Annotated in this window: 20 protein-coding genes, 1 tRNA gene and 1 other RNA gene; 15 read left to right on the top strand and 7 right to left on the bottom strand. The window is 67.7% G+C overall.

The window, feature by feature from the left end:
• Positions 1-7: 7 nt before the first annotated feature.
• The 3 genes from RF646_RS10785 to RF646_RS10775 all read left to right on the top strand — a co-directional run bounded on the left by RF646_RS10785 (position 8) and on the right by RF646_RS10775 (position 2,961).
• Complete coding sequence (locus tag RF646_RS10785) at positions 8-1,963, top strand: ExeM/NucH family extracellular endonuclease (RefSeq protein ID WP_368835955.1); 1,956 nt, start codon at positions 8-10, stop codon at positions 1,961-1,963.
• A 63-nt stretch (positions 1,964-2,026) separates the two neighbouring features.
• A complete protein-coding gene (locus tag RF646_RS10780) occupies positions 2,027-2,398 on the top strand; it encodes a hypothetical protein (RefSeq protein WP_144997122.1) in 372 nt (123 codons plus the stop codon).
• Positions 2,399-2,568: 170 nt separating this feature from the next.
• Positions 2,569-2,961, top strand: coding sequence for a hypothetical protein (locus tag RF646_RS10775; protein WP_085108731.1), 393 nt, complete (start codon positions 2,569-2,571; stop codon positions 2,959-2,961).
• A 204-nt stretch (positions 2,962-3,165) separates the two neighbouring features.
• On the opposite strand, the gene RF646_RS10770 is transcribed toward RF646_RS10775, so the two are convergent.
• The 5 genes from RF646_RS10770 to RF646_RS10750 all read right to left on the bottom strand — a co-directional run bounded on the left by RF646_RS10770 (position 3,166) and on the right by RF646_RS10750 (position 8,386).
• Positions 3,166-3,250: transfer RNA gene (locus tag RF646_RS10770), tRNA-Ser, on the bottom strand.
• Positions 3,251-3,380: 130 nt separating this feature from the next.
• Positions 3,381-4,295 (bottom strand): sugar ABC transporter permease, encoded by a 915-nt coding sequence (locus RF646_RS10765; protein ID WP_144997120.1) that lies wholly within the window; start codon positions 4,293-4,295, stop codon positions 3,381-3,383.
• A gap of 1 nt (position 4,296) precedes the next feature.
• Complete coding sequence (locus RF646_RS10760) at positions 4,297-5,814, bottom strand: ABC transporter permease subunit (RefSeq protein WP_260850453.1); 1,518 nt, start codon at positions 5,812-5,814, stop codon at positions 4,297-4,299.
• Positions 5,815-5,924: 110 nt separating this feature from the next.
• Positions 5,925-7,157: an extracellular solute-binding protein gene (locus RF646_RS10755; protein ID WP_368835954.1), complete on the bottom strand. Its 1,233-nt coding sequence runs from the start codon at positions 7,155-7,157 to the stop codon at positions 5,925-5,927.
• A gap of 62 nt (positions 7,158-7,219) precedes the next feature.
• Positions 7,220-8,386 (bottom strand): ABC transporter ATP-binding protein, encoded by a 1,167-nt coding sequence (locus RF646_RS10750; protein WP_368835953.1) that lies wholly within the window; start codon positions 8,384-8,386, stop codon positions 7,220-7,222.
• 374 nt (positions 8,387-8,760) lie between these two features.
• Here RF646_RS10750 and RF646_RS10745 point away from each other — a divergent pair, with 374 nt between their 5' ends.
• The 9 genes from RF646_RS10745 to RF646_RS10705 all read left to right on the top strand — a co-directional run bounded on the left by RF646_RS10745 (position 8,761) and on the right by RF646_RS10705 (position 17,694).
• Complete coding sequence (locus tag RF646_RS10745) at positions 8,761-9,177, top strand: LacI family DNA-binding transcriptional regulator (RefSeq protein WP_085108741.1); 417 nt, start codon at positions 8,761-8,763, stop codon at positions 9,175-9,177.
• Positions 9,178-9,828 (top strand): substrate-binding domain-containing protein, encoded by a 651-nt coding sequence (locus RF646_RS10740; RefSeq protein WP_368835952.1) that lies wholly within the window; start codon positions 9,178-9,180, stop codon positions 9,826-9,828.
• A 12-nt stretch (positions 9,829-9,840) separates the two neighbouring features.
• An RNA gene (ffs, locus tag RF646_RS10735) (signal recognition particle sRNA small type) lies at positions 9,841-9,937 on the top strand.
• A 64-nt stretch (positions 9,938-10,001) separates the two neighbouring features.
• The gene (locus RF646_RS10730) at positions 10,002-13,640 is read left to right on the top strand and encodes a DNA polymerase III subunit gamma and tau (RefSeq protein WP_368835951.1); all 3,639 of its coding nucleotides are present in this window, start codon (positions 10,002-10,004) and stop codon (positions 13,638-13,640) included.
• 48 nt (positions 13,641-13,688) lie between these two features.
• On the top strand, positions 13,689-14,294 hold the full coding sequence (gene recR, locus RF646_RS10725) for a recombination mediator RecR (protein WP_368835950.1): 606 nt from the start codon (positions 13,689-13,691) through the stop codon (positions 14,292-14,294).
• Between the two features lie 143 nt (positions 14,295-14,437).
• Positions 14,438-15,724 (top strand): aspartate kinase, encoded by a 1,287-nt coding sequence (locus RF646_RS10720; RefSeq protein ID WP_162228592.1) that lies wholly within the window; start codon positions 14,438-14,440, stop codon positions 15,722-15,724.
• Positions 15,725-15,738: 14 nt separating this feature from the next.
• Positions 15,739-16,260, top strand: coding sequence for a MarR family winged helix-turn-helix transcriptional regulator (locus tag RF646_RS10715; RefSeq protein WP_206069175.1), 522 nt, complete (start codon positions 15,739-15,741; stop codon positions 16,258-16,260).
• The gene (locus RF646_RS10710; protein WP_368835949.1) at positions 16,253-17,326 is read left to right on the top strand and encodes a 3-methyladenine DNA glycosylase; all 1,074 of its coding nucleotides are present in this window, start codon (positions 16,253-16,255) and stop codon (positions 17,324-17,326) included. Before RF646_RS10715 ends, RF646_RS10710 begins: the two co-directional genes overlap by 8 nt.
• Positions 17,323-17,694: a Rieske 2Fe-2S domain-containing protein gene (locus RF646_RS10705; protein WP_085107873.1), complete on the top strand. Its 372-nt coding sequence runs from the start codon at positions 17,323-17,325 to the stop codon at positions 17,692-17,694. The genes RF646_RS10710 and RF646_RS10705 overlap by 4 nt, the downstream gene beginning before the upstream one ends.
• Before the next feature lie 39 nt (positions 17,695-17,733).
• Here RF646_RS10705 and RF646_RS10700 read toward each other — a convergent pair whose 3' ends face one another.
• Both RF646_RS10700 and RF646_RS10695 read right to left on the bottom strand, forming a co-directional pair.
• The gene (locus RF646_RS10700; protein WP_368835948.1) at positions 17,734-19,551 is read right to left on the bottom strand and encodes a glycoside hydrolase family 15 protein; all 1,818 of its coding nucleotides are present in this window, start codon (positions 19,549-19,551) and stop codon (positions 17,734-17,736) included.
• A gap of 104 nt (positions 19,552-19,655) precedes the next feature.
• Positions 19,656-20,498, bottom strand: coding sequence for an SDR family oxidoreductase (locus tag RF646_RS10695; RefSeq protein WP_064846535.1), 843 nt, complete (start codon positions 20,496-20,498; stop codon positions 19,656-19,658).
• A gap of 234 nt (positions 20,499-20,732) precedes the next feature.
• Between RF646_RS10695 and purS the strand changes: the two genes are divergently transcribed.
• From purS to purL, 3 genes are all read left to right on the top strand, one after another.
• Positions 20,733-20,990: a phosphoribosylformylglycinamidine synthase subunit PurS gene (gene purS, locus RF646_RS10690; RefSeq protein ID WP_035960791.1), complete on the top strand. Its 258-nt coding sequence runs from the start codon at positions 20,733-20,735 to the stop codon at positions 20,988-20,990.
• A gap of 2 nt (positions 20,991-20,992) precedes the next feature.
• On the top strand, positions 20,993-21,784 hold the full coding sequence (gene purQ, locus RF646_RS10685) for a phosphoribosylformylglycinamidine synthase subunit PurQ (protein ID WP_064846534.1): 792 nt from the start codon (positions 20,993-20,995) through the stop codon (positions 21,782-21,784).
• Between the two features lie 160 nt (positions 21,785-21,944).
• The gene (purL, locus tag RF646_RS10680; protein ID WP_368835947.1) at positions 21,945-24,242 is read left to right on the top strand and encodes a phosphoribosylformylglycinamidine synthase subunit PurL; all 2,298 of its coding nucleotides are present in this window, start codon (positions 21,945-21,947) and stop codon (positions 24,240-24,242) included.
• Positions 24,243-24,255 lie beyond the last annotated feature (13 nt).

Below are 24,255 nucleotides of genomic sequence, written 5' to 3'. Positions count from 1 at the left end.
ACCCCTCATGCCCGTGACATCACCCCTGTTCAGCCTGCGGACCCGCATTGCGGCCATGTCCTCCGGCGCGCTCCTGCTGTGCGGCGGCCTGGCCGCAGCACCCGCGGTGGCCGCCCCCGCGCCTTCCGGTTCCACCGGGACCGTGTCGATCGCTCAGATCCAGGGCACCGGGGACGAGACGCCCCTGAAGGGCCAGACGGTCACCACCGAGCCCTCCGTCGTCACCGCCGTGTACCCGGGTGATCCGGGGACCCTGGGCGGATTCGTGATCCAGACCCCCGGAACCGGTGGGCACGTGGACACCTCCCGGGCCTCGAACGCCGTGTTCGTGTACACGGGCGCGACCCAGTCCACGGTCGCCGTGGGTGACCGGGTACAGGTCACGGGTGTGGCCGGGGAGTTCAAGGGCCTGACCCAGCTCGCGGGCAACGTGGAGGTCACTCCGGTGCGCGACAAGCTCCCCGCAGTGAAGCCCGTGACGAACAACTGGGCGTCCACCGCCGCGAACCGCGAGAACCTCGAATCCATGCTCTACCTGCCCAAGGAGAAGTTCCGGGTCTCGGACACCTATGGCGTGGGCCGCTACGGTGAGCTGGGCCTGTCCGCGGGCAAGGAGCTGCCCGCCCAACCCACTCAGGTGGCACGCCCGAACAGCCCCGAGGCGCGCGCCCAGGCACAGCGCAATGACGCCATCTCGGTCACGTTGGACGACGGCACCAACCGGGGCTTCGCGGCATCGCCCACCCAGGAGCCCCGCCAGGTCCCGTACCTGACCCCCGAGAACCCCGTGGCCGTGGGCGACACCGCGCGGATCACCGCCCCGGTGATCGTGGACTATCGCTTCGACAAGTGGCGCCTGCAGCCCACCGCCCCGGTGGTCCCGGGCAAGGAACCGGCCCGGTTCTCCGGCTCGGCGGACCCCAAGCCGGGGGTGGGTGGACAGGTGCGGATCGCGTCCTTCAACGTGCTGAACTACTTCACCACCGTGGGGCAGGACAAGGGCTGCCGCGGCGGGAACTACTCCACGGACGGCACGTACAACGTGGCGCAGGGCTGTGACGCGCGCGGGGCCTACGACCGCGCGGACTTCGAGCGCCAGCAGGCCAAGACGGTCTCGGCGATCAACAAGGTGGATGCCTCCGTGGTCGGGCTCATGGAGGTCGAGAACTCCGCGAAGCTCGGCGAGCCCAAGGACGAGGCGCTCGCCTCCCTGATCAAGGCGCTGAACAAGGCGGCCGGCTACACCAAGTGGGCCCACGTCCCCGTGGCGGATTCCGAGCTGCAGCCGGTCGCAGAGCAGGACTTCATCACCAACGCGATCATCTACCAGCCCCGCGAGGTCACGCAGGTGGGTCAGGCCCGGGCCCTCGGCTCCGAGGCCGTGGCCGGCGGCGCCTTCGAGAACGCGCGCACCCCGATCGCGGCCACGTTCACCGCGACCAAGGGCGGCGGCAAGCACGGCGCAGCACCCACCACGGTGGTGGTCAACCACTTCAAGTCCAAGGGCTCCGCTCCCCGCACCGGTCCCAACCGGGACACCGGTGACGGCCAGGGTGCCTGGAACGCGTCGCGCGTGGCGCAGGCGAGCGCCGTCGTCGACTGGATCCCCGAACTCACGGCCGCCGGGGGCTCCCAGGACGTGGCCGTGCTCGGCGACTTCAACTCGTACGCGCAGGAGGACCCCCTGCAGGAGTTCTACCGCGCCGGGTACGCACGGGCCGCCGATGAAGACTACACGTACGTGTTCGGGGGCCAGGTGGGTTCGCTCGACCACATGCTGATCTCACCGTCGCTCGCCAAGCGCATGACCGGCGCGGCCGCGTGGAACATCAACTCGGGCCAGTCGCCCTTGCTGCAGTACGCCCAGTACCGCACCACGGCCCTGGACTACTACGTCCCGAACGAGATCGCCTCCTCCGACCACGACCCGTTCATCGCCGGGTTCCGGGCGGGCACGAAGTAGCCCTACCCTCCGGTACGACGACGCCGCCCGGCCCGTTGCGCACGAACGCGGCCGGGCGGCGTCATGCTGCCAGCCCCCGCGACCTCGGAGGCGCGGGACTCCCCGGCCGCCACGGGTGGATCGGGGAACTCCGCGGACAGCAGCGACCCCATCGGCGGGATGGCCGCGGTGACCGGCTCGCTCACGACGGCCGAGACGTGCGAGCACATCGACGCGTTCCGGGCCAACATGCCGGGCGATGTGAGCAACGATCCCGCGGGTGCCCGCGGGGCCGTGGCGCGGCCGCGCTCAGCGGCACCGCAGGAGCTCAGCGGTAACCTGCGCGGCATGAAGCAGGTGCTGTGCAACTTCGAGAACGGCAACAACCCCATGCAAGCGGTCGAGGGCAAGATGACCGGGCTGACCAACCAGTGCCGGGGCCTCGCGAACCGGTGACGGATCCGCGCAGACATGTGCGATCGTAATTATTCGGCGGATATTACTCAGGGGTCATTCCTGTTCCTATGATGTGCTCACCCCCTTGATCGGTGAGTACCGCACGGGCCGGCGGAGCTGTCATCACACGCCCGCCACGAGGTTCCTCACCCTTAACTAAGGATCCGCGCATGTCCGCCGCAACCTCCATCCGCCGCTCGGTCACGACCGGGCTCATCGCATTGTTCCTCGCCTCCGGCACCGTTGCCGTGGGCTCCTCCGCACCGGCGGAGGCCGCCGTGGTCAAGCCGTGCAAGGCCAGCATGTCCGTGACGCAGCCCCGCCAGTACACCAAGACCTCCGTGAAGGTCTCCCAGGTGGGCGCACGCGCCAACGTCACCACCACGGCCAAGTACAAGACCACCACGACCAAGAAGACCGCGGTCGCCTCAACCAAGGGCACCGCCGTGACGACCTACTCGATCGGCCGGGCCACCCTGAACCGCAAGGTGGTCGTGGACGTCGTCGCCACCTCGGGCAAGACCACGTGGAAGTGCTCCACGTCGTTCACGCCGAAGCGCTGACGCCTCGGGTGGTGGGACCCTCTCTCCCCACCTCCGATGGTGAAAATTAAGTGGAGTAAGAGCAGCCTGGCGCACGCGAGGCTGCTCTTACTCCACGAGCAATTCGACACGAGGTTCGACGGGGGGCCCACCCCCACAGGCCAGAGTGCACAAACGAGAAATGCGCCCCGTGCTGACACGGGGCGCATTTCGTCGATCACAGCGCGGAGGATGGGGGATTTGAACCCCCGAGGGCGTTAACCCAACACGCGTTCCAGGCGTGCGCCATAGGCCGCTAGGCGAATCCTCCAAGCAAGCACGAGCCCCACATACGTGGGTAACGTGCGGCCATCAGCATAACGGAACTGGGCGGGCGGACGCGAATCGATGAAGTAAGTGAGCCGCCCGCGGCGGGCCCAGCGACGTCGTGAGCCCCCGAACTACCCCTTCACGGCCCCTCCGGTGAGACCGGAGACGATGTAGCGCTGCAGGAAAAGGAACAGCAGCACCACGGGGATCGCCGACAGGATGGCGCCTGCGGTGAACACTCCCCAGTTCTCACCGAACTGTACGGAGACGAATTGGTACAAGCCCACGGCCAAGGTGTACTTCTGCGGGTCCTGCAACACGATTTGAGCCAACAGGAAGTCCGAGAAGGACGCGATGAACGACAGCATGCCCACGACCACGAGGATGGGTGTGACCAGGGGAAGGATGATCGTCCAGTAGATCTGGGAGTGTGACGCGCCGTCCAGTGTCGCAGCTTCGTCCAGGTCACGCGGAATGGTGTTGAAGAAGCCGTACATCAAGAAGGTGTTCGCCCCCAACGCGCCCCCCAGGTAGACCGCGACCAGACCCATGCGGGAATTGAGCCCCAGGAACGGATACACCTCGGAAATACTGAAGAGCAACAAGAAGATTGCCACGAAGGCCAGCAACTGCGGGAACATCTGAATGATCAACAGGGACATCAGACCGCCCCTGCGGAACCTAAACCTGAACCGGGAGAAGGCGTATGCAGCTGCCGCGCCCATGAGAACCGTGCCCACAGCCGTGATGGACGAGATCAACATGGAGTTTCCGAACCATGTCAAGAACGGGTTCTGTGGATCGTTAAGAAGGTTTCGGTAGTTGGCGCCAGTGATCTCCGCGAAGAGGTCATTGGATCCCAACAAGGACCCCGTGGGCGACAACGAGGCCGATAGCGCGTAGACCAGGGGGAACAGGGCGAAGACGCACGCGATGACTGCGGCCACGTGTTTCCATCCCCCACGGGCGAACCGTTGTCCGGCACTGAGCCGTGACCGGGACCCTGGCTTCCTGGAGGCGACGTTCGAGACTCGTGATGTGGACATGTCAGTTGATCTCCTCGAGTGCCCTGCTGCGGCGGAAGGTCAGTGCCGAGACCACCGCCACCATGATGAAGATGAGGATCGACAGCGCGGAGGCAACTCCATAGTCGTTGGCACCGCCGGCGAAGGCGATCTTGTAGACGAACGAGATCAGGATGTCCGTGGCCCCCACTCCCGTCGTGGATTCTAAGTCCTGGGGCCCGCCGCCGGTGAGCAGATAGATGACATTGAAATTGTTGAAGTTCATGGCGAAGGAAGCGATCAGAAGGGGTCCCACAGCCACCATGAGCATCGGTAGGGTGATCGAGCGGAACTTCTGGACGACTCCCGCACCATCCATGTCCGCGGATTCATAGAGTTCCGACGGGATGGACTGGAGCGCGCCGGTGGTCACCAGGAACATGTAGGGGAACCCCAACCACAGGTTCACCAGCAACAGTGAAGCCTTGGCCAGCCACGGATTGTCCAACCACGGGATGTTCGCCCCGCCCAGCAGCACCTGGTTGATGTAACCGAAGTCGGCGTTGAGCAGCCCCGCCCAGATCAAGATGGAGAGGAACGCGGGGAAGGCGTAAGGCAAGAAGATGATGGCCCGGTAGACGTTACGGAACTTGAGGTTCTTGTCATTGAACAGCATGGCCAGAAACAGACCGAGGAAGAACGTCAGGGCCACCGAGAGGATCGCGAAGGCGAAGGTCCAGAGGGTGACGGAAACGAACGGCCCGCCAAGGATGGCGGGATCGAAAATGGCCGCGAAGTTGTCCAGCCCCACGAAAACCCGCCACCCGGGACGCAGCTCTTCTCCCGCCGGGCTGACGAAGGCTCCCTGCCCGTTGTCCGCGTACACGGTCCCGTCGTCCGAGACCATGGCATTGGCCTGCTCGTCGTAGACCAACGTGGGCGTATAGGGATACGCAGTGCGGCCGTCATCGGTGCGCAGCGCGCCGACGGCCGGATCATCGGAGACCGGGACTCGCAGGTCCATGACCGCTTCGTGCGCCGCGGTGACCTGCCCGTAATCGAGGATGTCGTAACCGGGGACCGCATCGATGGCACCGTTCGTCACGGTCGCACCCTCGACCGGGCTGAGCGCCTGGTGTGCGGAGCCGACGAGAACCCGGCCGTCCTGCACGGTCGCCAAAGCCAGGTCACCGTCCGCATTGAGCACCGAGACCGGATATTCCTGACCACCCGCCACCCGCTGTTCGTACGTACGGGTCAGCTGATTGACGGCCGCTTGTTTCGTGGAATTGTGACCATCACCGTAATTGGTGAACGCGGTGGCCGCGGTATAGAGGACCACGAAGATCTGGAAGACCAGTAGGAAGATCAGCCCGGGATAGAGGTACTTAGCCGGGAGCATCCTGCGGGTCGGTAGGAAGTACACGAGGTCCGCCGCGATCAGGGCCAGGAGCAGGAACACCAGGATGCCCCAGCTCTCGGCCGCCCATGCGGACAGGATGCCGAACAGCCCGAAGGCGTTGATCAGGGCCATGAGCACGAGCTTGATCACGAACCCCATGCCGAAGCCGCGCGAGTGGGAATGCCGGATGCTCGGAGGTGACTCCGGCCGGCCGTCACCTGCTGAGTCCCTCTCCGTCGGAGAGATCACTGGACGGGCGGGGGTCGTGCTCATTGGATCTGTCCTTCGATATTGGCGATCATGCGATCCCACAGCTCGATCGGGTCCCCGTTGCCGTTGACGATTCCGTTCTCGGTGGTTCCCCAGAAAGACCACACTGCGCCCATCGCGGGGATGGCGGGCATGGGCAGTGCCTTGGTGGCGTTCTCTGCGTAGGCGGAACGCAGCGGGTCACCCTGCATACCGTCAATGGCCACTTTGCTGGCCGGTGGCCGCCCCGTGCTCTTGTAGAGCGCAGTCTGTGATTCCGAGCGTGTCAGGTAGTTGGTCGCGAAGTCCTGCGCGGCCACGGGATTCGCCGCGTTCGCATTGACGAAGAACGCCTGGACTCCGGCGAACGGGCGTGCTTCCTTCCCACCCGCGGACGGGACGGGAAGAACGGTCACGTCCATACCCGCGGCTTCGATGTCGCCGAGCTCCCACGGGCCCGCGATGTGGAAGGCGGATTGCCCGGAGATGAAGGATTCTTTTGCGATGTCCGGTGTCATGGACGTCCTGAGGTCACCGCTGCGCCCCAGCTCCGCCAGGTAGCGGGCGAACTCGTGACCATTTTGTCCACCCATGGCCAGCGCGTTCGAGTACTCACCGTCCGCGCCCCGCTGGAACACTTCCACACCGAACGAGGTCTGAAGGGGGTAGAGGTGATAGGGATCCCCGGCATCGGGTGACTGGCTCACCGTGAAGGGGTATTTGATGCCGCGTTCGTCCATGAGCCGATGGCCCTCGGCGCGCAGTTCGTCGAAGGTCGCGGGATCATCAGTGGTCAAGGCATTGTTGCGCACCAGGGCCACGCTTTCCACGGCGTAGGGCACCCCGTAGCTGACTCCGTTGTAGACGACGGCGTCCCGCGCGTTCTTCGTGAATTCCTCACCCCGGTCCCCCAGCTCCACGGGGGCGACCACCCCGTTGGCCGCCAACTGTCCGAGGTTGTCGTGCGGTGACACGATGATGTCCGGAGCTTGACCCGTGGGGCTCTGGGAGATGAAGTTCGAGATGGCCTGGGCGTTGATCTCGCGCTCGATGAACCGGACGTTCACACCCGTGTCGGCCGTGTATTCCTGCGCGATCTCACGCAGCGCGGGGATCTCGTCGTCACCGGCCTGGATGGTGACCTCCCCCGGCCCTCCGCCCAGCCCCGCCACCCCTGTTGTGGGTACGCTCGAACACCCGGCCAGTAGCAGAGCGCAACCAGCCAGAGCGGCTGCCCACCGCGTGCGTCTCATGGGCTTGTCCTCATCTCTCGTTCGGGTCCGTCGTCCGGCACGCCCACCGGGTCGCACGGGGCTCACGAGGGCAACCGGTTTCCGGTCGCGGCATCGAAAAGGTGGATGCGCTCGGGATCGGGAGCGACCCACAGGGTGCTCCCGGCGCTCGGCGGCGTGCGGCCGTCCGTCCGAACCACGATGGGGCTGGCGCCCCCATCGGCCCCTTCCTCCTCGGAATCGATGGAGTGGTCCGCGGCGTGTGCGGACGGATCCACCCGTACCACCGACGTGGCGGCTGTCAGCGGGGCGAGTTGGCCGTACACGTATGCATCGGCGCCGAGTTCCTCAACGACCTCCACCGTGATCGGGACCCCCGTCCCTTCCGCTGCGGGTGACAGGTCCTCCGGGCGGATTCCGACGGTGACCTGATGATCGGTCACCGCCTCCTGCTGGGCGGAGGACAACTGCAGAGAAAGCGTGCCCAACTCCACATGATCGGCGGAAACCGGGGCTCGGAACAGGTTCATGGCCGGGGACCCGATGAAGCCCGCCACGAATTCGCTGTTCGGTCGGTCGTACAGGTTGCGAGGGGTGTCCACTTGCATGAGCACCCCGTCCTTGAGCACAGCCACCCGGTCACCCATGGTCATGGCCTCCACCTGATCGTGGGTCACGTACACCGTGGTCACACCCAGCCGACGGGTCAGGGACGCGATCTGGGTCCGCGTCTGGACACGCAGCTTGGCATCCAAGTTGGACAGTGGCTCGTCCATGAGAAACACCTGCGGTGAACGGACGATCGCGCGTCCCATGGCGACGCGCTGCCGCTGGCCACCGGAGAGCGCTTTCGGTTTGCGATCGAGATACTGCGTCAGGTCCAGGATCTTCGCGGCCTCTTCGACCCGACGATGCCGTTCCTCGGGACTCACCTTGGCGATCTTGAGCGCGAAGCCCATGTTCTCCGCCACCGTCATGTGCGGATAGAGGGCGTAGTTCTGGAAGACCATGGCGATGTCTCGATCACGGGACGGGACATCCGTAACATCACGGTCACCGATCAGGATCGTGCCGTCCGTGACCTCCTCGAGTCCGGCCAGCATGCGCAGAGTCGTCGATTTGCCGCATCCGGAGGGACCGACCAGGACCAGGAACTCCCCGTCCGCGACATCGAGGTTCAGATCGGTCACGGAGGGGCGCTCGGCGCCCGGGTACTGACACGTTATGTGGTCGAAGGTTACGGCGGCCATGGGCTGAGATTCCTTTCAGAGTCCCCGTCTCGGGGAGTTCCGACATGTCACGAGGAGACTGTCGGGCGTCACCACCAGAATGCGATAGTGACAGACCTCACCAATATAAGCGATTACATTCACAGGGGTGGTGATCAGCGTTTTGTTGCGATGACATGTCGGAAGGCAGGAGCAAGCGTTCCCAAAAAGACTGGCCAGGACCGCAGGTAGGGAGGGACCACACGTTGGTCCGAGACCCGTCCACCGTGGAGGGTTTTCGGGCCATAATTGGCGCATGCGGCGGTGGCGGCTCGCATCGCAGCTCATCCACCGCCCCACCACGTGCTCCATGAGGAACCACGCTGGTACTCGCCCCTCGATGCGGAGGCACGCCCATGATCGCCCGAGAACTGTCGGCACCGCGTCGGCAGCAGGGGCCACCCCGCTTGCAGGACGTGGCTCCCAAGGTGGGGATATCCACGGCGACCCTCTCGCGCGCACTCACGGGCCGGAGGCCCGTCTCCCCGGGGACGAAACGCCGCATTGAGGCCGCCGCCAAAGAACTCGGGTTCGTGGCGTCCTATCACGCATCGAGTCTCGCGAGCGGGCGCAGCCGGAATATCGGCGTCGTCCTGCCCTACGTGGATCGATGGTTCTTCGCCACAGTCCTCGACGGCATCGCGAGCACACTGACAGCAGCCGGGTACGACGCCGCCCTGTACAACTTGCAGGGCGAGACCTCCCGCCAGAGCGTGCTCATCGACTTCCTGCTCCGCAAACGCTTAGCCGCTGCCGCCGTGGTCTCGCTGTGATTGACGCCCAGGGAAACCGAACACTTGTTCTCCGCCGGTATTCCTTTGGTAGGGATCGGGGGTTCCCTCGAGGGTGCCCCCACGATCAGCGTGGACGATCTGGATGCGGGACTGCGCGCGACCAATCACTTGATCCAGTTGGGACACTGCCGTATCGCCTTTGTCGGGGGGCCTGCCGAGGCCGGCCGTTCGTTCCCCATGTCCAGTGATCGACGCCGCGGTTTCGAACGAGCGACGTCAACTGCGAGGCTGCCGATCCACGAGCGGAACCAACTCGTTTCGGACTTCACGTTCCTGGGGGCCTATCAGCGGATCAAGAATTTGCTCGCCGAGCCGGAGCAACGACCCACTGCCGTTTTCGCCGCGAGCGACGAAATGGCGACCGGTGCCATTCTCGCGGCGAGGGACCTGGGTCTCGATGTCCCTCGGGACCTGTCAGCCATCGGCATCGACGCCCATCCCATTGGTGGGACTTTCGGGCTGACTACCATCGACCGGCGAGCCCGCCGCCGGGGCACCCACGCCGCGCAACTGCTCCTGCGCCAGTTAGTTAGCCGGGGAACCGGTCACGGCGACCACGAACTGCATCGGGCCCACTTCATCGCACGATCCTGGACGGCACCGCCCGGTTCGAACTCCTCGCCGGCTTGAGCTAAAGTATGGGGCAGCCCCTCGTGTGGCGCCATCTCGTAAAACTCCCCCAGGACCGGAAGGTAGCAAGGGTATATGGGCTCTGGCGGGTGCACGGGGGGTCTTTTCGTACCCGGCTCCCCACCCCCGCGAGCGCGCTGTGCGCGTCCGGGTCCCCGGCTAAGGTTTCATACGTGACTACCGCCCTGTACCGCCGCTACCGCCCGGAGACCTTTCAGGATGTCATCGGTCAGGAACACGTGACCGAGCCCCTGATGACCGCGCTGCGCAAGAACAGGGTCAATCACGCCTATCTCTTCTCCGGTCCGCGCGGCTGCGGTAAGACCACGTCCGCGCGCATCCTGGCCCGCTGCCTCAACTGCGCGGAAGGGCCCACGGCCACACCGTGCGGTCACTGCGAGTCCTGCCAGGATCTGGCCCGGGACGGTGCCGGCTCACTGGACGTCATCGAGATGGACGCGGCCTCCCACGGCGGCGTGGATCATGCCCGTGACCTGCGGGAACGCGCCACGTTCGCCCCCGTCCGGGACCGCTACAAGATCTTCATCATCGACGAGGCCCACATGGTCACGCGGGAGGGCTTCAACGCCCTGCTGAAGATCGTGGAGGAACCGCCGGAGCACGTGAAGTTCATCTTCGCCACCACCGAGCCCTCCAAGGTGCTCACCACCATCCGCTCGCGCACGCACCACTACCCCTTCCGCCTCGTTCCCCCGGAACCGCTCATGCGCTACCTCGAGCAGCTGTGCCAGGAGGAGGGCGTCACCACCGAACCGGGCGTGCTGTCCCTCGTGGTGCGCGCCGGCGGCGGCTCGGTGCGTGATTCGCTCTCCGTCCTGGATCAGCTCATGGCCGGCTCCGAGGACGGCGGCATCACCTACGATCTCGCGGTCGCCCTGCTGGGCTACACGCACGCGGCCCTGCTCGACGACGTCGTGGACGCCTTCGCCGCCGGCGACGCCGCCACGGTCTTCGCGTCCGTGGACCGCGTCATCCAAACCGGGCAGGACCCCCGCCGTTTCGTGGAGGACCTGCTCGAACGCTTCCGCGACCTGGTGGTGGTCAACGCGGTCCCCGATTCCGCCGCGAACATCCTGCACGGGATGCCCACGGACCAGATCAACCGGTTGCGGAACCAGGCCACCCAGCTGGGCGCGGCCGAGCTCTCCCGCTCCGCGGACATCACCAACGAGGCCCTCAACGAGATGACCGGGGCCACCTCCCCGCAGTTGCACCTGGAACTGCTGTGCGCCCGCATCCTACTGCCCTCGGCGGATCACACAACGCGCGGCATCACGTCCCGGGTGGACCGTTTGGAACGCCGCCTGAGCATTCCTCGAGGCACCGGAATTCGTACGACGGCGCACGACGCCGCGTCGTCGTCCCCCGCGGTGGAACCGACCGCACGCGGAAGCCAGGAGCCCACATCTCCGGAGCAATCCGGCACCGCCGCGCCGGCACCCGCGTCGTACGACGCCCCCGCACCGGAATCCGCCGGGGTACCTTCCCCGATGCCACCCGAGCGCGACGACGCCGCGACGGACTCCATTGCCCCGTCGCAGCCCGTGCGCCCGGACGGGTCCGCCGCGGACGGCGCGGACGGTTCCGCAACGGGTCGCCCCGCGGAGGAGACCCCGGACGTCCAGGAACCCACGGACCCGCAGGACGAGTCCGAACAGCCCGAGGGCAGCAGCCACCCCGCCGCTGCGGATCCCGTTCCGGAAGGCGAGCGCGGCCCCGACGCCCAGCACCCGCCCGCGGACGGCACGACCGACACCCGCTCCCCCGCGTCACAGGACGCGGGAGCCGATGTCTCGGCACGCATGCAGCAACGGGAGACGTCGAACCAGTACGGGTCCCAGCGGCCTGACGACGACGCATCCCGCCAGTACGCGCAGGGGGAGCCTCGCCGTGACGTCGCGCCACACGATGACCACCAGCCGCAAGCCCCGCAGGCGTCCGAGGAGCAGGCCGCCCCGAGCGACGTCACCAGCGGTGAACTGGAACTGCTGCGTTCCTCGTGGCCCGAGATCGTGTCCGCGCTCGCGGAGATCCGCCGCGTGGCCTGGGCCATCACCGTGCGAGGAACGCCCATCTCGTTCGAGAACCGCACTCTGCGGATCGCGTTCGAGAACGACGGCGACCTCCTGAACTTCCCCCGCTTCGAGGCGGACGTCCGTAATGCCATCCAGAGCGTGGTGGGGTTGGATTGTGCAGTGGAAGCAGTGCGCCCCGGTGACACACGCGGCCGGCAGGACACCCCGGGTGCGGGTGGTCCGCCGTCGAACGCGGGCCGTGGCACCGGGCCCGGTCCCGGGCGGGACGGCGGCGGTGGACAGGGTTATCGGGGAGATCGCCCCGCGCCCCGGGGCGGCGGGCCCCAGAACGCTCAGGGATCCCGGCAGGATCGCGGATCGCAGCAGGACCGGGGTTATCAACGCGACAATTCCGCCTCGGAGCACGGCCAACAGTACGGCCCCGGACCCCGTCAGGGCTCGGACTCGCATGACGGCGCTGATGCTGGGTACGGATCCGGCTCACGGCGAGACACCGGTGCATCTCGCGGCGACGGACCCACCGGGCGGGACACCAGGCTGAACGCCTCGGGCCAGGCCGGATCCTCCGACCAACCGGACTATTTCCGCGAGCCGGAGGGCTTCGGGGTCAATCGTCGTCGGGGCAATCCTCCCGCGCCCGACCGTGAACCGACACCGGAACGCGAGTCGCGGTCCATGCCCGATTCCGCCTCTCGTTCCACATCCGGCACTGACCGGTCCTCCGTGCCCGCGTCCTCGTCGCACTCGGCGCCCGCATCCGCCCCGGACGACGACGAACCCGTCACCTCGTGGTCCGTGGCCTCCATTCCCCAACCGGGTTTCGCCGCACCGAGCGGCGGGGATTCCACGTCGAACACCGCCAATGCGGCGCCCACGCGTGATGATTCGGACCAGAATCCGGACACGTCCGATAGCTCCGTGGGCGACTCCTCCAGGGACGATGCCCACCGAGCGACGGATTCCCCGGCGGACGACCGCGCTGGCACCGGCGATTCCACCTCGGTTCCGTCTCGTGAGGGCTTGGGCAGTGACAGTGACTCCGCGGACGTCGGCGCGACCTCGTGGACCCCCGGTGCCCCCGCGTCGGATGGCCCCGGGTCGGATGTTCCCGCTTCCGATGACTCCGCGGCGTTCAAGTCCCACGATTCCGGGGCCGGGACGAGCGGACCCGATCTGTCCATGCGTGACGGTTCCATGCGGGATGGTTCCGTGCGCGACGGCTCCGTGCCCGAGGATCCCGCATCCGGTGCTCCTTCCTTCCGTGCCCCGCAGCCGCGGGATCGCGGCCCGGAGTACTGGAGCCCGGAGGAACCGCCGCCCCCACCGGAGGATGACCCCCCGGCGGACATGTACGACGAACCCGTGCCCCGAGCGCCGTCGCCCGCGAGGGATCGTAGGGCCCAGGGCGGGAACGGCCCCGGCGGCGACAACCCGGCGGGTCCCGGTCCCGACCACGGCGGGCGCGGGAACACCCGCCCCGGCGGCGTCGTCCCTCGCGAGAACGGCGACACCCGCCCCGGCGGGAACCGCCCGAGCTGGCGAGAGCGCCACGCGGAAGCGATTGCCGCGGCGGAACGGCGCTCCACCGACATCGCGCCCCCGACCTCGCGCAGCCCCGGCATGGAGGACGAGAACTTCGTCCCGGGCGCGGACGACGAATCCCTCGAGGACTCGTCCCTGTACGGGCGGGCGGCCATCGAGCGCATCCTGGGCGGCATGCTCATCGACGAGCACGCCCACGGAACGGATCAGTGACCGGGCCCATCGCCCGGCTGATCACGAACACGACAATGAAGGAGCACGGTGTACGAAGGACCGGTCCAGGACCTCATCGATGAGCTGGGGAGGTTGCCGGGTATCGGCCCCAAGTCCGCGCAGCGCATCGCCTTCCACCTGTTGGACGCGGACAAGGACGAGGTCCAGCAGCTCGTGGAGGCCATCACCACGGTGAAGACCTCGGTGTCGTTCTGCGTGATCTGCGGCAACGTCACAGAGCAGGAGGAGTGTGCGATCTGCCGGGACGCCCGCCGGGACCGCAGCGTGATCTGCGTGGTGGAGGAGTCTAAGGACGTCATGGCCATCGAACGCACCCGCAGCTACCGGGGGTTGTACCACGTGCTGGGCGGCGCGATCTCGCCGCTGCAGGGTGTGGGACCGGATCAGCTGCGCATCCGCGAACTGATGACCCGGTTGTCGGACGAGACAGTTCACGAGATCGTGCTGGCCATGGACCCCAACCTGGAGGGCGAGGCCACCTCCACGTACCTCACCAGGATGTTGAAAACGCTGGGTATCCGGGTCACCCGGCTGGCCTCGGGGCTGCCCGTGGGCGGTGACCTCGAATACGCCGACGAAGTCACGCTGGGCAGGGCCTTCGAGGGACGCACGGTGGTCTCCGAGGCCCGCTGAGGCCCGTAACATTCGCGTCCCTCTTTGTGTCCACGAATGTCCGCTCGACTCCGTGCGGCCACGGGTGAGCGGATAGCATGGATCACTGATCCCGCGAGACCGCCCGTGCGTTCGGGCCGGGTGCCTGCCTGTGAGAGGAATGTATGAGCCTCATTGTCCAGAAGTTCGGCGGTTCATCGGTCGCCGATGCCGACGGTGTCCGCCGGGTCGCCCGGCGAGTAGCCGAGACCAGGAACGCCGGCCACCAGGTGGTCGTGGTCGTCTCCGCGATGGGTGACACCACGGACGACCTCCTGGACCTCGCCGGTGAGGTGGCCCGCAAACCACCGGCTCGCGAGTTGGACATGCTGTTGACCTCCGGGGAACGCATCTCCATGGCCCTGTTGGCCATGGCCATCTCCGACCTCGGCGTTCCCGCGCAGTCCTTCACCGGATCCCAGGCCGGAATGATCACGGACGGCGCCCACGGTGCGGCCAAGCTCGTGGAGGTCAGCCCCCTCCGAGTGCGTGAGGCGCTCGACCACGGCAACGTCGCGATCATTGCCGGGTTCCAGGGCGTCAACCGCTCCTCCAAGGACATCACCACGCTGGGCCGCGGCGGTTCGGACACCACCGCCGTGGCGCTCGCCGCCGCCCTGGACGCGGACGTGTGTGAGATCTACTCGGACGTGGACGGCGTCTACACCGCGGACCCCCGCATCGTCCCCACCGCCCAGAAACTGGACCGGGTCTCCTCCGAGGAGATGCTTGAGCTCGCCGCCAACGGCGCCAAGATCCTGCACCTGCGCTGCGTGGAGTACGCCCGCCGCTTCAACGTGCCGTTGCACGTCCGTTCGTCTTTCAGTCACAACGAGGGCACCATGGTCATCCCCAGCCCGCACGAGAACCTCACGCCGCAGAAGGAGATCCCCTTGGAACAGCCGCTGATCGCCGGCATCGCTCATGATCGCAGCCAGGCCAAGATCACCATCGTGGGGGTCCCCGACCGCCCCGGGATCGCCGCGCGGATCTTCCGGTTGCTGGCCGACTCCAAGGTGGACGTGGACATGATCGTCCAGAACGTCTCCACCGGCGAGAACCCGCTCACCGATGTGTCCTTCACCCTGGCCGAGTCCCAGGGTGACCTGGCCATGAACCTGCTGCGTGCCGCCGAAGAGAAGATCGGCTATGCGAGCCTGGACTACGACGACGAGGTGGGCAAGCTCTCCCTCGTGGGCGCCGGTATGAAGACCAACACCGGCGTGGCGTTCACGTTCTTCGAGGCGCTCGCGGAGAGCGACATCAACGTGGACATGATCTCCACCTCCGAGGTCCGGATCTCGATCATCACGTCCATCGCCAAGCTCGACGAGGCCGTCCGGGCCGTGCACACGGCGTTCGGTCTGGACTCGGACGAGACCGCCACGGTGTACGGGGGTACGGGACGCTGACCCCGGCTTCATCCATGAGTTCTGATTCGGACCCGTCCGAGGATCCCCGGCTCGCCGAGATCATCGACTTCCTGGGTGGTTCGGACGAATCCGCCGTCGAGGATCCGCTGTCCCTGGCGGACCAGCTGTGCTTCTCGCTGTCCGTGGCGTCACGCAGGGTCGCGCACAGCTACCGCCCCGTGCTGGAGCCCCTGGGACTGACGCTGCCCCAGTACCTCGTGATGCTCGCGCTGTGGGATACCAACCCGCGCACGGTGAAGGACCTGGGCGAGCAGCTCATGCAAGATTCGGCAACGCTCTCGCCCCTGCTCAAACGCTTGGAGGCCCGCGGTTACCTCACGCGGGAACGCGATCCGCACAACGAGCGGGCCCTGGCCGTAACTCTCACGGAGGAGGGCGCGCGTCTGCAGGACGGGGCGCAGGCCGTGCAACCGGAGATGATGCGCCGGTTGCGGTTGTCCCCTCAACAGGTCCGGTTGCTGAACTGCGGGATGCAGCGGTTGATCGACAACACCCAGGACGCCGAGAGTGCATGAGGCGCTGACCCGGGAGGAGTGGTCACGCCGGGCGCACGCGCACGCGGAGCGGGTGGCGCCCCACACCCGGCCGTTCCTGGACCGGCGGTCCCGCGGGGAAAAGCATCCCGTGGAGGACTTCCTGTTCACGTACTACACGCTGTCCCCGGCCCAGTTCACGCGGTGGCACCCTGCGCCCGGCGTCATCCTCTTGGATGCCCCGGAGCGCGCGGGCTGGAAGCACTACCGTCCCGCGACGACCGCGGAGCTCGAGGCGGCGGGCGTGGGGGAGGGCATGAGCGGCGTCGTCGTCGCGGTGGAGGAATTCGTGGCCGAGCGGGGCACCGCGGTGCGGTTCACCCGCGAGATCCTCGCGAACACCCTGGCCAGGAGCGGGACGTTCGACTGCTTCGGGCTGCATGAGTGGGCCATGGCCTACCGCGCGCAGAGCAACGGTGTGCGCCACGAGGACGCGCCGTTGCGGTTGGGGGCGTCCGGGACGGACGACGTGGTGGAGGCCCACCGGATCCGCTGCTCGCACTTCGACGCGTTCCGTTTCTTCCAGCCCCAGGCCGTGGAACGCAACGAGCTGCAGCCCACGCGCGAGTCACAGCGCCGCATGGAACAGCCGGGGTGCCTGCACGCGAGCATGGACCTGTACAAGTGGGCCTACAAGTTGTTGCCCGCGGTGGATTCGGACCTGCTCGCGGACTGCTTCGACCTCGCGTGGGACGTGCGCGTGACCGACATGGAGGCCTCCCCCTACGACCTCACGGAATGGGGGTACGAGCCCGTGCGGATCGAGACGCCCGAGGGCAAGGCCGAGTACGTCCGGCGCCAGCGCGCCTTCGCGCAGCGGGGTAATCGGCTGCGAGAGCGCTTGGCGGCGGCCGTCGAGCGGCTCCTGGACGGGGTCGACGACGCCGCGGTGCCCGTCCGCGCGGCCGGGCATGATGGCGCGACGAGGCAGTCCGGAGCGGGCGGGCACATCGGCGCTATGGCGCAGACCGGAGCAGTCGGACGGGACGGCGCGAGCGGCGTCGTCATGCAGGGCCGAACCGCTCGGACCCGCGGAGACCGTTCATGAGGCCCGGGGAAACCGCCCACGGATGGGAACGGATCACCGTGGTCTCCGCGGTGGCGGAACCCCTCGACTTCGTGACGGCCCGCTCGAGCGCGGGCCCGGTGCTCGTGACCCGGGATGCCGACGGGGCGCTGCACGTGCTGTCCAACACGTGCCCACACCAGCAGGCCACGGTGTGCCGGGAGGCCGCGGGGCGCGCCGAGAGCTTCGAGTGTCCCAACCACTACTGGGTGTTCGGCCCGGACGGCCGGTTCCTGGGCTCGCGACTGGCCATGGCCGCCGGTCGGCAGCTGCCGCACGACCCGGCCAAGGACCTCCCCGCGGCCGCCGTGGATGTAGTGGACGGCTGGGTGGTGGCGCGCTTCGACTGAGCGGACCTCGGCGTTCGTCGTCCCCTGCTGCAGCGCGTCCTACTCGAGCGCCTCCTGCTCGAGTGCCACGGCAGCGTTGAGCAGGGCCAGATGGCTGAGGGCCTGCGGGAAGTTACCCAGGAACGAGTTGTCCTCCGGGTCGATCATCTCGGTGAACAATCCCACGTCATTGGCGAGGGGAAGCACGCGGCCCATGAGCTCCTCGGCCTCGTCGCGGCGGCCCACCGTGGCCAGCGCCGCCACGGTCCAGAACGAGCACGCCACGAACGCTCCCTCCTCTTTCTCCATGCCGCTGTAGCGGTACATGAGCGGACCGCGGCCCAGCTCCTCCCGAACGGCGTCGATGGTCGAGGACATGCGGGGACCACGATCGAACCCGGTCATCGCATGCAGCAACACGGACACGTCCAGCTCGTCGGTTCCCGGGTACCAGACGTACGCGCCCCGTTCTTCGCTCCAGCCCTCGGTCTCGATCCACTCCCGGATCCGTTCCCGTTCCGAGCGCCACCGGTCCACGCACCCGGGGATGTGACCGGCCTCGGCCAGTTTCACGGCCCGGTCCAGGCCGTGCCAACACCCCAGCTTGGAGCTCGTGTAGTGCCGGTGCTCAGGCAGTTCCCACATCCCGGAGTCGGGGCGGCGCCACAGGTCGCACACCGCGTCCGCGAGGTCGGCGAACATCCGGGCGGTGGCGGTGTCCAACACGTTGCCGCCGCCCACGTAGAGGTGCGCGATGTCGAAGACGTCCCCGTACACGCCCAACTGCAACTGGTCCGCGGCGTCGTTGCCCGAGACCACGGGGCCGATCCCCCGCCACCCGGGGGCGTCGTACTCGGTCATCTCGGAGGCGGGGACCTCGCCGTCGAAGCGGTTAAGGACGTGCAGGTCGGGGGTCTGTGCCCGGGCCCGGCGCAGGATCGTGGACACCTGCGCGTGCACGTCCTCCTGCTCCCCCAGTCGCAACAGCGAGTGCAGGGTGTAGGTGGCGTCACGGATCCACGCGAAGCGATAATCGAAGTTCTTGGTGCCCTCCCTGTTCTCGGGAAGGGACGTGGTCGCCGCGGCCGCCACGGACCCCGACGGGCTGTGGCTGAGCAGTTTGAGCGCGAGGGCGCTGCGTTCGACCTCCGCGCGGTAGGGACCGTCATAGTCGAGCAGATCACGCCATCGGCGCCACGTGTCCCGGGTCATGGCCACGTTCTTGCGGATCTCACGGGGCGAGGGCAGGCGCAAGGGCTCATCGTGCGTGGCGACCACCGCGAGCAGGTGCTCGGAATCGGGGCGCGTGGTGAACCGCCCGGAGATCTGCTGGGTCCCCACCTGCGGTTCCCCCGCATCGTCGGTGCGGACCCCCATGCCCACCCGGTTCGTGCGCAGCACGGGCTCCCCCGCGATCATCTCGACCCACGGGGAGACGGTGTTGAACATGGTGCCCGGGGCCACCCGCCACACCATGGCCACGTTCCCGGTCACACCGTCCACCGAGCGGGCCAGTTCGTTCCACGGCAATTGCCCCGTGGACCCCATGTTGAGGGAATCGGTGACCCGCACGGTCCCCGAGGCCGTGGAGAACGTGGTGGTCAGGATGTTGGTCCCGGGGACGTACTCCCGGGTGACCTCGAACTCCTCCTCCGGGCGCAGCTCGATACACCCGCCGTGCTCGGCGTCGAGCAGCTTGGCGAACGGCGGCGCGGAGTCCAGGTCCGGGACGGGGTACCAGTCCACGGATCCGTCCTGGGCCACCAGCGCCACGGTGCGCCCGTTACCCAGGGCTGCGTAGGAACGCAGGTCCACGTAGCCGTCCCGGCGCCGGGTCACCTTGTTCAGGGACTCGGCGGGGTCGGGGGTTGCGTTCACGGGGCTCGTTTCTCTCGTGGGGCGGGACGGGAGGACGGCGGATCGCGCCGCGGGAACGGCACGACCCGCCATCCGGAGGACTCGCTGACGTCAGCGCGGCCGGGTCACAGGATCGGGCTGCCGCCAGTGACGGCGATCCTCGCCCCGGAAACGTAACTACCGTCGTCGGACGCGAGCAACACGTACACCGGGGCCAGTTCTGCGGGCTGGCCGGCGCGCCCGAGGGGCTCCGCGTCCCCGAAACTCTCGAGCTGCTCCGCGGGAATGGTCGAAGGGATCAACGGTGTCCAGACGGGCCCGGGGGCCACGCTATTGACGCGGATCCCGCGCTCCCCGAGCAACTGCGCGAGACTGGCCGAGAAGTTGGCGATCGCCGCCTTGGTCGCCGCGTACGGCGCCAGGGTGGGGACCGGCATGTCCGAATTGACCGACGAACTGCCGATGATCGCCGATCCCGGCGCCATGTGCGGCACGGCGGCCTTGGCCAGGTAGAAGTACGCCCCCACGTTGAGCTTGAAGGTGTGCTCCCACTCCTCGTCGGGGATCTCCTCGAGGCTCTCGCGCGTCATCTGGTAGGCGGCGTTGCTCACGAGCACGTCCACCTTGCCGAACTCCTCCACGGCCTTCGCGATCACGGCACGACAGTGCGCCGCTTCGGACAGGTCCCCGGGGACCAGGACGGCCTTGCGTCCCGCCTCCTCGATGTAGCGGGCGACGTCGCGGGCGTCCCGTTCCTCCTCGGGCAGGTAGGTGATCAGCACGTCCGCGCCCTCGCGGGCGTAGGCGATAGCCACCGCTCGGCCGATCCCGGAGTCACCACCGGTGACAACCGCGGCCTTGCCCTCGAGCTTGCCCGATCCGCGGTAGCTGTCCTCACCGCAATCGGGGACAGGGTTCATCTCGGCCTGCAGTCCGGGGGCCTCTTGCTGTTGTTCAGGGAATCCCATGACAGTGTCCTCTCTGGTGGAGCGGGTCCGGGCGAGCTCTCGCGCTTCACCGACCCGGTGACCGGGAGGGCTCCCGGGCGGGCCGACGCTCAGCACACTTTCCATCGTAGGGGACGCCCGTGTCCGGAAACATCCCCTGCGGGCCGCGCACGGCAGCTCTGCCGTCTGCCCGCGGCCCACCCGCGGGCCGATAGGATGGGCGAGGATTGGCCCGTAAGCGCAGGAGTAGTGGAAATGGCCCGTATCGTCGTTGACGTCATGCCCAAACCGGAAATCCTTGACCCGCAGGGCAAGGCGATCGCGAATGAGTTGCCCCGGATCGGGCTCAGCGGTTTCACGGAGGTGCGCCAGGGCCGCCGGTTCGAACTCACGGTCGAGGGCGAAGCGGACGAGCAGGTGCTCGCCCAGGCCCGCGAAGCCGCGGAGAAGCTACTGTCCAACCCGGTGATCGAGGACGTCGTGAACGTCTCCGTGGCCCCCGAGGAGGACTGAGCGTGGCCCAGAACCTCACGGCCGAGCAGACGCCCCTCGTGGCGGACCTCTCCGAACCCGCCACCGATTCTCGACTCGCGGACGTGCGGGTGGGTGTCGTGACCTTCCCGGGCACGCTCGACGACCGCGACGCCGCTCGCGCCGTCGAGATCGCCGGCGGCACCGCGGTGCCGCTGTGGTACGCAGACAAGGACCTCAACGGTGTGGACGCCGTGATCCTGCCCGGTGGCTTCTCCTACGGGGACTACCTGCGCGCCGGTGCGATCGCCCGCTTCGCCCCCCTCATGGACAGGATCGTGGACGCTGCCAATGCCCGGGAGGGCATGCCGGTGCTGGGGATCTGCAACGGTTTTCAGGTACTCACCGAGGCCCACCTGCTGCCGGGGTCCATGATCAAGAACGAACAGCTCAAGTTCATCTGTCGGGACCAGGCGCTGCGCGTGGAGAACACGGACACTGCGTGGACCGGGCGATTCGAGCAGGGCCAGACCATCGTGGTGCCGCTGAAGAACCAGGACGGGCAGTACGTCGCGGATCAGCGCACCCTGGACGAGTTAGAGGCCGAGCACCGGGTGGTCTTCCGCTACGCGGGCGGCAACCCCAACGGTTCCCGCAACGACATCGCCGGGATCACCAACGCGCGGGGCAACGTGGTAGGACTCATGCCCCACCCCGAGCACGCCGTGGAACCGGGCTTCGGCGCCGATCTTTCCGGCTCCGGTCCGGTCCAGATGCGCCAGGGAACAGACGGGCTGGACGTCTTCGTCTCCGCCCTGGAACACCTATTGCGCTGACCCGTCCACGCCGCGCTCGCCCGCAGCGAGGACCGCGGCGTCCCATCCGTTCGTCATCGGGCCAGTTCGGGGAACCGCACCCGGCCCACACCATGCCTCCGCGTGAGCGCCCGCCCGGCACCGCACGCCCCATCGTTCGCAAAGGGATCTAGTAGTCGTCATGAGCGAAACCCACTTCAACCTGGACACCGTGGAGCACGCCGCCTCCACCCCGGACACCGAGCTGCCCTGGGCGGAACTGGGGCTGAACGAGACCGAGTTCGAGCGCATCAAGGAGATCCTGGGCCGCCGCCCCACCGCGGCGGAACTGGCCATGTACTCCGTGATGTGGTCTGAGCACTGCTCGTACAAGTCCTCCAAGGTGCACCTGCGCCAGTTCGGGGACAAGGTCACGGACGAGATGCGCAAGAACCTCATGGTGGGCATCGGTGAGAACGCCGGCGTCACGGACATCGGGGACGGTTGGGCCGTGACCTTCAAGATCGAGTCCCATAATCACCCGTCCTACGTGGAGCCCTATCAGGGTGCGGCCACGGGCGTGGGCGGGATCGTGCGGGACATCATCTCCATGGGTGCCCGCCCGGTGGCCGTGATGGACCCGTTGCGTTTCGGCGCGATCGACCACCCGGACACCCAGCGTGTGGTGCACGGGATCGTGGCCGGCGTGGGCGGCTACGGCAATTCGCTGGGGTTGCCGAACATCGGCGGAGAGGTGGAGTTCGACCCGTGCTACCAGGGCAACCCCCTGGTCAACGCGCTCGCCGTGGGCGTGATGCGCCACGAGGACATCCGCTTGGCGAACGCGTCCGGGACGGGCAACAAGGTGGTGCTCTTCGGCGCGCGCACCGGCGGGGACGGGATCGGCGGCGCCTCGGTGCTCGCGTCCGAGTCCTTCGACGACTCCAAGCCCTCCAAACGCCCCGCGGTGCAGGTGGGTGACCCCTTCGCGGAGAAGGTGCTCATCGAGTACTGCCTGGAACTGTTCAAGGGCTCGCTCGTGGAGGGCATCCAGGACCTCGGTGCGGCGGGCATCTCGTGTGCCACGTCCGAGCTCGCGTCCAACGGTGACGGCGGCATGCGCGTGGACCTCACCGAGGTCCTGCTGCGCGATCCGTCCCTGACCCCGGGCGAGATCCTGATGTCCGAGTCGCAGGAACGCATGATGGCCGTGGTCACCCCCGAGAAGGTCGCGGGCTTCGAGGCCGTGATGGCCAAGTGGGACGTGGAGTACTCGTGGATCGGCGAGGTCACGGACACCGGCCGCCTGGTCATCGACTACCAGGGTGAGGTCATCGTGGACGTGGACCCCCGCACCGTGGCCCACGACGGTCCCGTGTACGAACGCCCCTACGCGCGCCCCGAATCCCAGGACGCCCTGCAGGCAGCCCACTTCACGGGCTCCCCGGAAGACGCCGCCCGCCCGTCCGGCGCGGAGCTCGGCCCTGCGCTCGTGGAACTGATGGCCTCCCCGAACCTGTGCTCCAAGGACTGGGTCACCGACCAGTACGACCGCTACGTTCAGGGCAACACCGCCATGGCCATGCCGGATGACGCCGGCGTGATCCGCGTGGACGAGCGCACCAACCTGGGCGTGGCCCTTTCCACGGACTCGAACGGCCGCTACACCCGCCTGAACCCGTACCAGGGCGCCCAGTTGGCGCTCGCCCAGGCTTACCGCAACGTGGCCACCGCGGGCGCGCGCCCCGTGGCCGTGTCCGACTGCCTGAACTTCGGTTCCCCCGAGGACCCGGACATCATGTGGCAGTTCGCGGAGGCCGTGCGCGGCCTCTCGGACGGGTGCCAGACCGTGGGTGTGCCCGTGACCGGCGGTAACGTCTCCCTCTACAACCAGACCGGCGGCGTGGCCATCAACCCCACCCCGGTGATTGCCATGATGGGCGTGTTCGACGACGTCACGCGCCGCACGCCCTCGGGCTGGAGTGAGGATGGCCAGGCGATCTACCTGCTCGGCGAGACCGCGGACGAGCTGGACGGCTCCGAGTGGGCGCGCGTGCGCGGCCACCTGGGTGGGTTGCCCCCGCGCGTGGACCTGGCCCGCGAGCGCGTCCTGGGTGACATGCTCATCAACATGTCCCGGGACGGCATGATCGACGCCGCGCACGACGTCGCGGAAGGCGGCCTCGGGGCCACGCTCGCCGAGATGGCGTTGCGCTTCGGCGTGGGCGCCCGGATCGGCCTCGGTGAGGTCGCCGAGCGGGACGGCGTGGACCTGTTCACGCTGTTGTTCTCCGAGACGCAGGGCCGCGCCGTCGTGGCCGTGCCGCGCTCGGAGGAGGTGCGCTTCCAGGACATGTGCACCGTGCGCCGCTACCCGTTCGCGCGGATCGGCGTGGTGGACACCGAGGCCGGGGCCCTGGACTTCCAGGGCGAGTTCACGGTGGCGCTGGACGAGCTGAAGACCGCCCACGCATCAACCCTGCCCCGTCACTTCGGCTGACGGGCCGGGGCCA

This window comes from Kocuria sp. CPCC 205261 (assembly GCF_040981025.1).
Lineage (GTDB): Bacteria > Actinomycetota > Actinomycetes > Actinomycetales > Micrococcaceae > Kocuria > Kocuria marina.
The sequence above is the reverse complement of the archived record's forward strand: the minus strand, read 5'-3'. Positions and strand labels throughout refer to the sequence as shown.